The organism is Sulfoacidibacillus ferrooxidans (assembly GCF_022606465.1).
Taxonomy (GTDB): Bacteria; Bacillota; Bacilli; order Alicyclobacillales; family SLC66; genus Sulfoacidibacillus; species Sulfoacidibacillus ferrooxidans.
Window position 1 is genome coordinate 22,885 of sequence record NZ_JALBUF010000005.1, and the last position, 14,077, is coordinate 36,961.

At 45.5% G+C, this 14,077-nt stretch carries 10 protein-coding genes; 6 read left to right on the forward strand and 4 right to left on the reverse strand.

Annotated elements, in window-relative coordinates; translation table 11 throughout:
- Window positions 1-49 precede the first annotated feature (49 nt).
- Window positions 50-1,216: a helix-turn-helix transcriptional regulator gene (locus MM817_RS08885; protein ID WP_241713916.1), complete on the reverse strand. Its 1,167-nt coding sequence runs from the start codon at window positions 1,214-1,216 to the stop codon at window positions 50-52.
- Window positions 1,217-1,403: 187 nt separating this feature from the next.
- Here MM817_RS08885 and MM817_RS08890 point away from each other — a divergent pair, with 187 nt between their 5' ends.
- The 4 genes from MM817_RS08890 to MM817_RS08905 are packed head-to-tail and all read left to right on the forward strand — an operon-like array spanning window position 1,404 to window position 8,095.
- On the forward strand, window positions 1,404-3,611 hold the full coding sequence (locus MM817_RS08890; protein ID WP_241713918.1) for a hydantoinase B/oxoprolinase family protein: 2,208 nt from the start codon (window positions 1,404-1,406) through the stop codon (window positions 3,609-3,611).
- Window positions 3,608-5,911: a hydantoinase/oxoprolinase family protein gene (locus MM817_RS08895; protein ID WP_241713920.1), complete on the forward strand. Its 2,304-nt coding sequence runs from the start codon at window positions 3,608-3,610 to the stop codon at window positions 5,909-5,911. The genes MM817_RS08890 and MM817_RS08895 overlap by 4 nt, the downstream gene beginning before the upstream one ends.
- Window positions 5,912-5,923: 12 nt before the next feature.
- The gene (locus MM817_RS08900) at window positions 5,924-6,499 is read left to right on the forward strand and encodes an acetone carboxylase subunit gamma (protein ID WP_241713922.1); all 576 of its coding nucleotides are present in this window, start codon (window positions 5,924-5,926) and stop codon (window positions 6,497-6,499) included.
- Window positions 6,500-6,505: 6 nt separating this feature from the next.
- Window positions 6,506-8,095, forward strand: coding sequence for a class I adenylate-forming enzyme family protein (locus MM817_RS08905; RefSeq protein WP_241713924.1), 1,590 nt, complete (start codon window positions 6,506-6,508; stop codon window positions 8,093-8,095).
- A 158-nt stretch (window positions 8,096-8,253) separates the two neighbouring features.
- Here MM817_RS08905 and MM817_RS08910 read toward each other — a convergent pair whose 3' ends face one another.
- The 3 genes from MM817_RS08910 to MM817_RS08920 are packed head-to-tail and all read right to left on the reverse strand — an operon-like array spanning window position 8,254 to window position 11,027.
- Window positions 8,254-9,348, reverse strand: coding sequence for an ROK family protein (locus MM817_RS08910; RefSeq protein WP_241713926.1), 1,095 nt, complete (start codon window positions 9,346-9,348; stop codon window positions 8,254-8,256).
- A 21-nt stretch (window positions 9,349-9,369) separates the two neighbouring features.
- A complete protein-coding gene (locus MM817_RS08915; protein ID WP_241713928.1) occupies window positions 9,370-10,221 on the reverse strand; it encodes a MurR/RpiR family transcriptional regulator in 852 nt (283 codons plus the stop codon).
- Window positions 10,222-10,271: 50 nt separating this feature from the next.
- On the reverse strand, window positions 10,272-11,027 hold the full coding sequence (locus MM817_RS08920; RefSeq protein ID WP_241713930.1) for a PIG-L deacetylase family protein: 756 nt from the start codon (window positions 11,025-11,027) through the stop codon (window positions 10,272-10,274).
- 193 nt (window positions 11,028-11,220) lie between these two features.
- Here MM817_RS08920 and MM817_RS08925 point away from each other — a divergent pair, with 193 nt between their 5' ends.
- Together MM817_RS08925 and MM817_RS08930 are read left to right on the forward strand one after the other, a co-directional pair.
- On the forward strand, window positions 11,221-12,642 hold the full coding sequence (locus MM817_RS08925) for an APC family permease (RefSeq protein ID WP_241713932.1): 1,422 nt from the start codon (window positions 11,221-11,223) through the stop codon (window positions 12,640-12,642).
- 17 nt (window positions 12,643-12,659) lie between these two features.
- Window positions 12,660-14,066 (forward strand): sugar phosphate nucleotidyltransferase, encoded by a 1,407-nt coding sequence (locus MM817_RS08930; protein WP_241713933.1) that lies wholly within the window; start codon window positions 12,660-12,662, stop codon window positions 14,064-14,066.
- The last annotated feature ends 11 nt before the right edge of the window (window positions 14,067-14,077 follow it).

Below are 14,077 nucleotides of genomic sequence, written 5' to 3' on the forward strand. Positions count from 1 at the left end.
TGTACCACCTATGCCGCATTTTCTATAATGGCACAAGTGTACATGGGAGTTATGAAAGGAGACCATGGTGATAAGCTTTGGCGACAGCCTGCGCGCGCGTTTTGGCATCGAGTTTGCGTAGTATAGCTCGCACATGATCAGACACGGTATATTCACTCAAAAACAGCTGCGCTGCGATGTCTCGCGTCTCCATCCCTTGTGCAATGCATTGTACAATGGTCGTTTCTCGAGCTGTTAAAACTTCAGAACTGTGTCGCGTGTGAAGTGTTCGATCAGGACGTAGTTGAGTGGATGAGATTTTTCCAAAGCGTTCAATGACAGCTTTTGCAAAGTGTAATTGGAAGGGTTGCGGTGCAAACACAGAACCTCCAGCGTCCATGAAGATGATTCCTAGTGGCTGTCCTTTTGGTGAGATGATAGACGATAGTAAGAGCGAGGTTAGCTGAAATTGGTGGACATATTCTTGTGGCAAAAAGTCCCTTGCCTGTTCAATAAACTGTGGATCGCAGTGATTCATCATCGCATAGATCTGTGGAACTCCGCCTACAGGTTGGTGAATGGAACGAATATCTGACAGTGGGAGATTACATGCAGCTACTCCTACATAAGACTGTGTGATAGGCATGTATTGGAAAAATGAACAACGAGCTAATTGAGTCGTGGAGCAAAGTGCGTGCAAGGTCGCAGTAATCATGTCACAGAGATCCGTACTATCGAGCAATACGTCATCTAAAGCGAGCAGTGATCGCATCAGCCACTGTTCGGTAGATGGCATGTATCTATTCGTAGCACGATCATCGAGTGACTGCATCAGTTCGCAGCCAAGCCGCAAAAAAACTTGATGAATCCAAGGTATAAATGCACTTTCCCCTGTTCCTTCGTAATGTCTCCCAAGATCCAATAGGTATCTTTCAACTTTGCTTAAAAGATAGTAAAGATCAGTGGCCTCGAGTTGAGGATCCGTGCGTTGTAAAAGATCTTTGATGTCAGATAGAATGACTGCTTGTTCTGCTGAAGAGCTTAATAGCTCCTCCATATGTACAAACATAAAGCGCAATAAGACATAAAGCGAGTGCTGTGTGGTGGGGGAAAATCCATCGGTTGACACTTGAAAGGACCAAGTAGTGAGGAGCTCCGATGCATAGATATTAATGCGTTCTACTATATAGCGTATCAGTGCTTTTGGAGGTACTGGGGATGGAATCGAAAGCGACATATATACCCCCCATAGATAAAAGACTATGTTCATACGGAGAAGAAATAAAATGAACGCAATTAATAGTATACCAATTCTAATTATACAGTCAACACCTTAAATGAGGGAAGAAATGCACCGCACATAAGGGATGCCTCGTAGATAGGGATTCGATACGATGGAATCATTGAAGAAGGGAGTGAGACATGTGGCGGATTCTCTTCGGGATCTATTGAACGAGAATGTACAACGCACAGAAGAAAGCGGTTACTATGCAGGTCTTAGAACGCTATCACTACGTAATCAAGATCCATTTCGCTGGGAAGAGGCTGTGACGAAGCTCGTGGCGGCAGCGGTAGCGGCACGTGAGGTGGCTGTACACATAGCAGCATCACCACTGACTCGCAGTCTTGGCGAGACCTGTTTTGCACTATATACACCAGATGGTGATGCTGTAGCATTATCAACGGGTATTATCGTCCATGTGCATACGATGAGCGAAGACATTAAAACGATGATTGGTGATGGCTATGAATCCTTTCCTGGCATAAGGGATGGAGATATCTTTTCCAATAATGATCCGATGTTAGGTAACGTGCATACGACAGATATCCACACGATATTGCCTATTTTTTATCATGGAGAACTCGTCGGATGGTCAGGTGGTGTGACTCACCAAGTTGATATTGGTGGTATCACGCCTGGTCACGATATTGTCGCTGCGACTTCTCGTTATGAAGATGGACTCTATATGACCAATGAAAAGATTGGCGAACAAGATCGACTCTATCCGCACTACTTGCTACGATCCAGACAAGGTGTGAGAACACCACTTTATTATGATTTAGATGAAAAAGCGCGCATTTCTGGATCAGAGATGATTAAGCGCAACGTCATTGCGTTTATCGAAGAGTACGGACTCGACTTTTATCATCAGATCTCACGTGAGGTGATCGAATTTTCACGGCGCAATTTCTTGGCGCGTTCTCGCGAGCGTTTAGTGCCAGGACGGTTTCGTGCGGTGAGTTTTGCAGATACACCGTTTGCCAAAGAAGCCTGGCAACCACAAGCAAAACGTGATATTTTGCATCATTTACCGATTGAAGTCAATGTGCGACCAGATGGGAGCTTAAAAGTAGATTACGAAGGCAATAGCGGATATGGAGCATTTGCTTGGAATACTGCATTATCTTCTGTACTAGGCGCACTTTGGGTTGTACTAACTCAGATGCTTGGTTATGGCGAAGTCGTCAATGAAGGATTTAACTTGGGATTAGAAACTTATCGTCCAAAAGGCACGTGGCTCAATAACAACGAAGTATATGACCTGTCACGGCAAACGCCTTGGTTTTTAACGATCCCTATCTATACAGGACTCTATCGAAATTTGCAAAGAAGCTTTTTTGGTCGCGGCTACATCGAGGAAGGTACAGCGGGATATGGACTTTCTGCAGATGCAACGCAAGGTGGCATGGTATTGAGTGGTCTAACTGGAGAACCACAACAGATGTATGCTCCGATTACAACATTTGAAATATCGAGTGTTGGCTTTGGCGCCAATCCTGTTCGTGATGGACTGGATCATGGTTATGCGATGTTTAATCCAGAAGCAGATATGGGCGATGTAGAAGATTGGGAGCGTCTGCAAGTCGGTCTTCGCTATCTTTCGCGCAGATTAAAGCCAGATACAGCAGGATATGGTCGCCGTCGCGGGGGTAGCGGATTTGAGACAATGGGGCTACTTTATGGAGTACAAAGTGCGACTGTGTTTAGTGTGAATATGGGCCAAGTATTTCCTAATGCAGGCAATGCCGGCGGTTATCCTGCCTATAGCGCCTACACATTACACGCACATGGGACAGATATAGTAGAACGATTTGCCAAGCAGCAGGAATATCCGCGCGGCGATCATCCCGATCATCCAGAGATAGATGATCATCTAGTGGCATCACAAATTGACCGCTTGCCCTACGCGACGTATTATCCACGATCCTTTGCTGATGGTGACTTAGTCTATATGAAATATACAGGTGGGTCAGGCTATGGAGATCCGCTTGAACGCTCGCTAGCTGCTTGTGAAAAAGATCTACAGGAGGGAATCTATACACTGCGCGTGATGAGTGATGTTTATGGTATTGTCGTTTCTTGTGATCAACTTGGCAATAATTACGTAGATATTGAGGCAAGTCAGCAACTGCGACATGAAATGAGGCAACGTCGACAATCGCGCAGTGTACCCTTTGCAGAGTTCTATCAGTTTGAGCGCGAACGCTTGCAAAGTGGTGAACTCATTGGTCCTGTGCGTGAGATGTATCGCGATCTTTCACAAGTTGGGAAACGTTTTTGGGAAACAAGTTTCCTTGCTACATGGCAATTGCCACAAGAATTTATGTTGTCATGGGGGGATCCATCATGAATCAGCACGATACAAAAATCTTAGCCATCGATACTGGTGGGACCATGACAGATACAATTTTAATCGATACAGAAGGACAGTTTGTGGTTGGCAAGTCACAGACCACACCCGATGCAGTTGGCGAAGGGATTATGCATTCATTACGCGATGCTTCAAAACAGTGGGACTTAACAATCTCTGAAGTGGCCTCCCGTATCGAAATGGTCGTCTATACCGGAACATTGATGCTCAATCGCATCATTAGCCGCACAGGAACGTCTCCGATCGGTGTTCTGACAAGTGCAGGGTTTGAAGATACCTTGCGTTTTGGACGCGCACGTCAATCCTGGCATCATTTATCCTTGCAAGAACGTCTACACGCCGTCTCGCACTTTCATCCAGAACCACTCGTTGCAAGGGAGTTTATTCATGGCGTACGAGAGCGCATCTTGCCTAGTGGTCATGAGATGATCCCCCTCTATGAAGAAGATGTACGCGAGGCCACAGAGCACTTGATTGATCAAGGGGCAAAGGCGATCGTGATTTGTTATCTCAATAGCTTCATTGCAACTGATCACGAAATACGAAGCGAACAATTGGTTCAAGAGGTGCTTGATCGCCGCGGTGTTTCGATTCCGATCTTTCTCTCACACAAAGTCCATCCGATTATTGGTGAGGCTGGACGCATTAATTCAGTGGTGATCCAAGTCTATGCGGCAGAACCATCGCGAGTACAGCTAAAAGAGCTGGAAGGGGAATTTCGCAATCAAGGCAGTTCAGCGAGCGTTCGTTTATTGACAAATTACGGAACGACCGTATCGACTTCCTTTGATCAGATGATTCATACAGTCAACTCTGGACCGACTGGCGGTGTTCTTGGAAGTAAGTTTTTGGGTAAGGCCTATGATATTAAATACATGTTAGCGACAGATGTTGGCGGAACGACATTTGATGTAGGTACGATTCTCAATGGAGACTTGTTGTTACGTGATACCGGCATGATTGATCAGTTTTTAGTCAATACACCGATGGTTGCAGTGGACTCGATTGGTTCAGGAACCGGGTCATATGTTCGCGTCGACCCTGTGACACAGCGTGTACGCTTGGGCCCTGATAGTGCTGGATACCGAGTGGGTGTCTGTGTTCCGGCAAGTGGCGTTGACACGGTGACAGTCAATGATGCCAATCTGATTTTAGGCTATCTCAACCCCGATAATTTCCTTGGAGGTCAAGTTAAACTTGATCGGGAACGAGCAATTGAACTCTTTACGGAGCAAGTGGCAAAACCGCTTGGCGTCGATGTTTATGAGGCCGCTTGGGGAGTGCATCAACTGACAAACCTGACATTAAAGTTACACCTTCAACAAGTGATGCTTGGTATGGGTTTTGGCCCTGAGATCTTCCACGTGGCAGGGTATGGTGGAGGTGGCCCACTTCATGTAATTGGCTATACAGATGGGTTAAATCTAGCAGGTGTCATGATTCCCTCCTGGGCACCGGGATTTTCAGCATTTGGCGCAGCTTGTGGCGAGTATGGCATGCGTCAAGAGATTTCTACAGATCTGTTTTTGCCACCACCGGCAAACGTCAAACCTAAAGGTTTAGCAAAAGACGTGATGCAAGGCGCCTATGGGATACTGCCATTGGAAGTAAAATCCTTAGTGGACGCTGGGGTGGACGCTGGGTCAACATTTGAACAAGCGATGGGCATGGTGCTTAATATGCATGCACTAGAAAAACTTGGCCAGTTGTGGAACGGACTCTTAGCATTAATTGTACATGAGACGGAGCGCGAAGGGTTGTCGCGAACGCGATTGCGTTATGTAGCATCTGTTCGCATGCGCTACGCAGGAATGCTCGATGATTTGGAAGTTACCTTAGACCACTTTGATCTAACAAAAGGGTTAGATGGAACTGTTCTGATGCAGATGATCGAGATCTTTGAAGAAAGTTTCGATAAAGTGTATGCGCGAGCGGCACGCAGTACAGATTTTGGATATCAAATTACGCGTGTAATTTTATCTGGTTACTACGATAGCATTGCACCAACGTTGATGAATAGTGAACTGTGTGGTCAAGATCCAAAACAAGATACAGTCAAAGAGACGCGCTCTCTGTACTGGGGTAAAGAAATGATGGAGGCGCATGTTTACGATATGGAACTTGTGAAGCCAGGGAATGTACTTGTTGGACCGTGCCTTGTAGAATCATCTGCTACAACGCTACTCGTTCCGCCTCACTATCGCGTTTATATGGATCGCAAGCACGTATTTTGGGTCGTGCGTCCGCAAGAACAACTGGAAAAATACTTAGATCGCTAGGGAGTGATGAGAGTGGAGGTTACAAAAGAACAGATTAAGCGCATGGGGTCCATGTTAGATGGTTGCATGTCTTCAAAAGAATTATTTCAAGTGATTGCCGATGAAAAAGATCCACATGCATTTGATGTCTTAATCACGTATGTACAAGGAAAAGTTGCATGGACGGAGCCCATTTTATTACCTCTTACGGACCACTTGATGATCGTAGCAAAAGAGACGGGTAAGCAACGTCAAGCTATCGTCAAGTGCACGTGTGGACATGAGTTTACAGAGTACCGAGTAAACTGGAAAGTGCAAGCTAATGTATATGTTCGCCGATCGGAGGAGTCTTTTCAAGAACTTTATCCACAAGGTATGCATGCTACAGAAGGATGGCATGAAATACGAGAATATTATTGTCCAGGTTGTTTTGCATTACTTGACGTGGAGGCCGTGCCACCAGGCTATCCACCTGTCTTTGATGCACTTCCTGATCTGCAAACATTCTATAGAGATTGGTTGATGAGATCGCTTCCTGTTGATCCGCATGAATTTGAAGACTTTACGACACAGTATATCGCGGATAATTTCGCGCAGCGTGAGGTGTGATAGACGATGGATTGGGAAAGTGAGAAGACACTCACTGGACGATTTGGACGCATAATAAAACGTTACGGCGAACAAACGGCTCTCATTTATCAAGATACGATTATGACGTATCGTGAATTATATAGAGCAAGTTGCCGTGTTGCCCACGCGCTAATCGATCAAGGGGTAGAACGTCAATCTCTTGTTGCCGTATGGATGTCAAATAGCATCGAGTTTGTAGTAGTCGATATGGCGCTGATCTTACTTGGTGCAACGAGAATACCGCTAAATGATATGTTAAGCATTCATGAGGTGAGCCATATCTTACATGACTCCAAGGCACAGCTTTTGATTGCAGGTGAGCAGTTTGTACAACAGATTGAAGAGCGGCGCGGGAACTTCCCAGAGCTTTCAAGTGTGATTGGGATGGTGCCACAACATGTCTGCGGGCCTGGCGTGATCGCTTGGGAATCATGGCTTGCAGGCAAAGTGGACACGGATATTGAAGTGCAGTCGGAGGCTCGCGATATAGCCCTGATCGTCTACACAGGTGGTACGACGGGGGCTCCAAAAGGAGTCATGCATAGCCAAGAGAATCTAGTAGCCAATGTGCTCTCACATATCATTGAACTTGAGATGCAAGACAACGAGCGAATCCTTCTTACATCTCCTTTGCCACACAGTGCGGGGATGGTCATGACCGCTGGATTGGCAAAGGGCGCGGTCCATGTGATTGAACGAAAATTTGATCCGGATCAAGTTCTTATGCGCATTGCAACAGAGCGGGTGACGCTTACCTTTATGGTACCGACGATGATCTATCGCGTGATCGATCGGATAGAGGAGCGATTGCGCGAAGGTGTGACGTACGATCTGCAATCCTTGCGAACGATCCTTTACGGAGCAGCGCCCATCACGCAAAGTAGACTCAGTCGAGCACTCGAGGTGTTCGGACCTGTATTTACTCAGTTATATGGTCAAACAGAGGCACCGAATTTTATTACGCGATTGCGCAAAGAGGATCACCAAGTGACTGGACCTCATGCCCATCGTTTACGAAGCTGTGGTCAAGCCGTGCTAATGGCTGATCTTCGCGTATTAAGTGAAACAGGTGAAATACAACAACCAGGTTTGCCTGGGGAAGTGGTGGTACATACCCCCTACAACATGGTAGGTTATCTCCATCTCCCGCAACAAACGGAGCAGACGTTGCGCGATGGCTGGCTGCACACAGGAGATATTGGCTACCTAGATGAAGATGGGTATTTATTTTTACTCGATCGTAAAAAGGATGTCATTATTTCTGGGGGAATGAATGTATACTCAAGCGAGATTGAGTCTGTTTTACAAAAGCATCCGGATATTCTTCTCGCTACAGTTATAGGTGTGCCAGATGAGGACTGGGGAGAGGCAGTTTTTGCATGGATCGTCGCGCGACCAGGGATGACCATCACAGAGCAAGAAGTAGCCGAGCATTGCAATGACCACTTATCAAAATATAAACGTCCCAAACAAGTGGTCATTGTGGAGCAACTGCCACTGACACCTTACGGCAAAGTGGACAAGAAGAAGCTACGTGAACAGTTTTGGAAAGACGAGCAACGTTCGATTCACTAAGTATGGGATCGATGATCATTTTGCATGGAGCGATCGTCATCCCAGACAACCGACAAGGAACTCGCCTGTGGTGGGCGGGTTGCTTTTGATGTTTAAAATTGAATATCGGTCTCTTAAAGTTGAAGACACGTTGAATAGCAAAGGTGGAGAACAATTGATTAAGGATTTGTCGGTGAGAAGCGATCCAAGATCATGGTGAGTGCGCCAAAGAGTGGGGCAGCATCTGCGAGATGACTGGTTTGAATATGAATGCGATTGCGAAAGGGTGCTAGGAGACGTGATTCCATTTCAGCGATGATAATCGGTAACAGATAGTCAGATTGTTTCATTACGCCACCACCTAGGATAATGGTTTCTGGGCTGATGATATGAGCTATGTTTGCAAGTGCGATACCTATAGAGCGTCCTGCTTTATTGACAATGAGTTGACAGTCTGGATCACCTTCTCTTGCACAGTCGAAGACTTCGGAGGCTGTCAGACCAGTATATGTGTATACTGATCGCGATCGCGAGAAAGGTGTACTTGCAAGGTTATGAGTATTTGCCATGTCACAGCTGTCTTGTGCTAAAAAGTGAGTGCCGACTAATGGTTGATGCAAGCGGTGGTTTGCATCGTGTGCTAAGAGTTGATTACCTTGTGCTGCAATAGCCGTTCCTGATGCGATGGTTTCTAGACACCCTCGATTGCCACAAGTGCATAAATGTCCATCGGGCTCGATTGTCATATGTCCAATCTCACCAGCTGCACCAAGATGTCCACGATACAACTTGCGATGTAAGATGAGTGCCGCGCCAATGCCCGTACTAATTGTGATATACAGAATATGTTCCGAGTGCTGCCCTGCTCCAAAGCGCATCTCGCCTAATCCTGCACAATTGGCATCATCTTCTATATATACGGGGACTCCCTGTAGGCGTTTAGATAACATATCAGCGAGTGGATAGTTGTCCCAGTGTAAATGACTAGCATAGCGCACGATACCACCTTCATGATCGATCGGACCTGGGACACTGACACCTACGGCGCAAAGATTAATCTTTTCACCTTGATGGGTTGAATGAAGGAGACTAGTTAACGTCCTCTCTATGTAGTTTGGGATAGCGTGCGCGCGCAAATCATCGGCTTGATTTGCGTTGTCTTGCTGTTGGACTAGATCTTGCGTTTTGCAGGTTATTTGCTTAAGAATGCGCTGACCATCACTGACAGCAACTTGAATTTTTGTTCCTCCAATATCCACTAGTCCATATCGCATACCCATTCAATCACCTTTACATTAAAACTTACGATCGCGAGCAAGCGTGCTTGCCGTGTGACGTAGCTTATCATTTGCATCGTTAAAATGATGCAGCATGAGTCCAATAAAAATAGCATCGACAACTGCTAGTTGAGATATTGCAGTAGATACAGCTCCAGACGAGATCGCCGTTTCACGCCCTGTAGTCAGTAAAACATCCTGTGCAAAGCTAGTCAGTGGCGACTTTGCATATTGCGTAACGGCAACTGTTTTAGCACCTTGTTCATAGGCTAATCTCATGACATCAACCGTATCTTTAGTAGTTCCAGATGCAGATAAGGCGATGACTACATCGTTTTCATGTAACAGGGACACTTGTAATGCTTGATTATGTGGGTCAGCATGGTAATAGGCACGGTATCCGAGACGCGAGAGTTTATATTGAAGCATAGAGGCGGCGCTGCCAGAAGTACCTACAGCTGTAATGAGTATCATCGTTGCCGATTCAATGGCAGTTAGGACAGATGGTATACAAGATTGTAGAAGGAGGTCACCTGTTTCAGATAACGTTACCTGATACATCTGTATGGCTTTGAGAAGAGCCTTTTGCCAATCGTCAGTGGGAACAACACCAGAACTAAGTATATCGTTTGCGACAGCCACTTCCTGAGCAAGAGAGATTTTCAAAGATTGAAATCCAGAAAAGCCTAATACTTTTGCAAAACGAATCACAGTTGCTTCACTTGTTTGTGAACGTGTCGCCACTTCACTAATGGATAGTTGATAAAAACATTCAGGTGATTCAAGTAATAAGGCACCCACTTTACCCTCGGCTTTTCGAAAGTGCGTCTGGCTCACACGTGCCAATAAATTAAAGTTATCAGACTCCATGGCAGTACCTCCTCCCCAAAGTCAAATCGCATTCAATATCAAGCGTATTGTTACATCGATTCAGCGTGAACATTATAGTGCATTTGAAGGGGAGTTAATACTTTAAATGCCTCCATATACCCTTCTTTTTGTGCTTGTTGTGCCCACTGTTTTGCTAGATAGGTAAGATATGATTCATAGAAATCCCACGTGTGCTCAAATTGACTTTTGTGACAACGCACAGCAGTTAATTTTGTTTCTATCGTGTTATCAATACTAATAAATACATTTGGCTTGGAAGTCCCCATAAAAGCTACCGCTGTGACCTCATGTGGTTCAAGTCCATCTCGTAAATGTTCCGGATTGACATACGGTTGCGCAGCAAGAAATGCAGCTTCTGCCGCGATCATCCCCGTATATCGATGATCTGGATGCGCCTCATAAGGAAGCCATGGATCGATGGTCATGACAGCATCTGGTTTTAACTCTCGAATGGCCCTGATAAATTGACCGCGAAGCGTATGAGTAGGCAAGACTTCACTATCTCGCCAACCTAGCCAGCGATTGCTATTGATGCCCAAGACCTCCATGGCGGCATCTTGTTCTTTTATACGCAACTCAGCGAGTTGCTCAGGATAAATCGATCGATCACGCGATCCAACGCGATCATCTGCTACTGTGACATAATCGACGCGAGCACCGTCTGCGATTACACGAGCGAGTGTACCACCAGCTCCGATTTCTGCATCATCAGCATGAGGTTGGATGACTAAAATCGTTTTCATAGAAAATATATCGGGAATCTGTAAGAGTTGAGATAAATCCATTGGTTGTTCCTCCTGTCTAATCAAGTTATTTTTGATTTCACAAAAAATATATTGTTTTCTAAATAGACACATGTTATTTTACTTTAAAAATATCATTTTGTGAAGGATTACTACAAGTTTCATAAGTGCACACAGAAATAGCTCATAACGTGCACATGAACAGAAAAAATAAGTGAGAATGGGGTGAATGTAATTGGAAGCCAAATCCACACAGATATTACGTGCGGGGACGATCTCCTTTTGGGGTGCTCTAGCCATTTCTTTTGGCAATATGGCACCTGCAGCAGGTGTGATTTTTACTCCACAAGCCATGGCACAATTTACCGGCACAGGTGTGCCGTTGGCCTTTTTACTATCAATGATTGCTGCTTTTTTTACGGCCTCTTCCTTGATTTATTTTGCACGTAGATTTTCTTCAGCAGGTTCATCCTATGCTTTTTTGAGTCTAGCATTTAATAAAATGACTGGATTTCTTTCTGGCTGGCTTACATTTTTCGCATATGGGTTATCCTTTCCTGCCAATATGCTTGTGTTTGGATATTTTGGTTCTGGACTATTGACTCAAGCAGTTGGTATTCACGTTCCTTGGGCCATACTCTCACTCATTGCAATGGCAATCATTTTATGGATGGTTATTAGAGGATTAAAAGTGTCTGCTCGAGTTGATCTCGTATTAATTATTGTAGAATCATTGATTGTTTTTACCTTAGCGTTGATTATTATCATTCATGGCGGTGCACAAGGTAATACACTGGCCGTTTTCTCACCTAAACGAGCGCATGGAGGGATGATCGGCATTTTGTTTGGCATGTTGTACGGCGTGGGAGCATTTGCAGGATTTGAGGCATCGATAACAGTTGCAGAGGAAGCCCGCGATCGCTATCGAACGATCCCAGCCGCGATTTTAGTGGCTGTTTTACTTGGGGGGTTGCTTTACGTTGTCGTCTCCTATGCGATTGCGATTGGATATGGGGTGCATGGTGGGGCACAACTTGCACAAGCGACACTTCCGCTGAGTGTGCTAGCAAAACATTATGTAGGAAGCTGGATGGTCATTGCCATCGATGTAGCAGGTATGGTTTCTTCCTTTGGTGTATCGCTTGCAGCATCGAATGCAGGATCTCGTATTATGTACGCCATGGGGCGTGATAAAGTCATCTTTCCATGGTTTGGGCAATTGCATCCACGCTTTGATACACCTAGAAATGCGATGTGGACGCTTACGTTTGCCACAGCCGCTCTGGTTTTAGGATTGGGAATCCCTGCAAATCCCTACCCCGTAGCCTTTAGCTACATAACGGCTGCCGCAGGTTTGGTTGCGTTATCAATCTATGTATTAGCCAATATTGGGTGGATGCGATTATGGTGGAAGGAGCAAAATCACTTTGAGATGGGGTGGATGAAAGCTCTTGTGCCACCATCACTTGGGGCCCTTATTATGTTTGTTCCTTTGGTGACAAGTCTTGTACCAATACCCAGTTGGCCATTTAATCTTATTACTTATCTTACCATCTTGTATGCTGTCATTGGGGTTATGATAGCATGGCATATCAAGCTGAAAGACCCAGATCAGTTTAGCCAATTAGGTTACATGTTTAGTTCAATAGATGGATAGAAATGGAGCTGAAAAGGATGAAACCAATTCAAGGGGTCATGATTACTTCAGGGCGCGGAACTAAAATGTGGCCGTACTCTGATGTGCGACCGAAATGCTTACTTCCGGTGTTCAACCAAACGGTGTTGCACAGACAAATTTTGCAGTTGCAACAAGTCGGGATCCAAACGTTGATCATCATAGCTGATCAACGAGGTATGGCTGCCATTCGTGCTGAAGTGGAGAGGATCACGCATCGCTTAAAGTTTAAGTTACTTATTCGCTATGTCATGGTCGAGAGTCATGATGGTTCTGCAGATGCACTGTGCTATGTCATAGATGACATCATGCGTGAACCCACATTAGTACTTTATGGGGACATCGTTACACCTGTGGAGAATATCTATCAGCTCATACAGAGCTATGAAGAGACGCGAGAGCAAGCGCTCCTGGTCTCTGCTCTTTTAAATGAGCGTTCAGAAGATTGGCTATGCGCATATGTAGATGATCAAAAAATAGTATCTCGAGTCATCGCACATCCTCGCAGTGATGTGAATGTTCGCTTATCTGGTGCTTATGTGTTCGATGAGCGCATCATTCCTTATCTTCGTGCAACTTCCGATCATATGACTTGTGTACAGGTTGGCGTCATGCCACCTGTAGAAGCAGATCTCATTGAAACATTGCATACTTTCATTGGAGCCGGTGGTACGTTTGTGGCCTACTATGCACAAACGTATTGCATAGATTTAGATAAGCCATGGCATATCCTTGAGGCCAATGCGCGTGTAATGGATGAGGCAGCATCGCAACTTACACATTCTGTAATACCAGATAGTTCCTACGTTTCTCCAGAAGCGGACATACGGGGGCATGTTGTATTAGGCGAACATGTGCGCATTGGTCCAAGGGTCCTTATTGAAGGAAATGCTTGGATAGGAGATGGTAGTGTAGTCGATAATGGTGCGATCGTACGTGGAAATGTGGCAATTGGACGCAACGTTGAGATCGTAGACTATTGTCTTATTACAGGTCCTTCGGCGATTGGAGATCGCGGAGTGTTGCGGCATGGGGCAGAATTTTCAGGAGTAGCCTTTCCTGGTGTGTATTTGTACCATTACATGGAGCTTTACGGTGTTATCGGAGAAGGGAGTGACTTAGGTGCAGCGACAGTGTGTGGGACATTGCGATTTGACGATGGGGAAACACCGCAGCGCATCAAAGGACGACGCGAGCATGCAGGTTACTATGCCCATGCAGTCTACATAGGTGACCACTGTCGAACGGGGGTCAATGCGATTTTGATGCCAGGGTGCAAAATTGGCACGAGAAGTGTGATTGGGGCAGGTGTTGTCTTACAAGAAGATGTTCCATCAGAGACGCTCTTGTACGTTGAACAAGTAATCGTTAAGAAAAAATGGGGCACACATCTTTATGGATGGTAGAGTGGAGGGAA

Coding starts and splice junctions, on each gene's coding strand:
- MM817_RS08930 (WP_241713933.1), top strand. CDS start 12,660: ATGAAACCAATTCAAGGGGTCATGATTACTTCAGGGCGCGGAACTAAA.
- MM817_RS08920 (WP_241713930.1), bottom strand. CDS start 11,027: ATGGATTTATCTCAACTCTTACAGATTCCCGATATATTTTCTATGAAA.
- MM817_RS08895 (WP_241713920.1), top strand. CDS start 3,608: ATGAATCAGCACGATACAAAAATCTTAGCCATCGATACTGGTGGGACC.
- MM817_RS08905 (WP_241713924.1), top strand. CDS start 6,506: ATGGATTGGGAAAGTGAGAAGACACTCACTGGACGATTTGGACGCATA.
- MM817_RS08910 (WP_241713926.1), bottom strand. CDS start 9,348: ATGCGATATGGACTAGTGGATATTGGAGGAACAAAAATTCAAGTTGCT.
- MM817_RS08885 (WP_241713916.1), bottom strand. CDS start 1,216: ATGTCGCTTTCGATTCCATCCCCAGTACCTCCAAAAGCACTGATACGC.
- MM817_RS08915 (WP_241713928.1), bottom strand. CDS start 10,221: ATGGAGTCTGATAACTTTAATTTATTGGCACGTGTGAGCCAGACGCAC.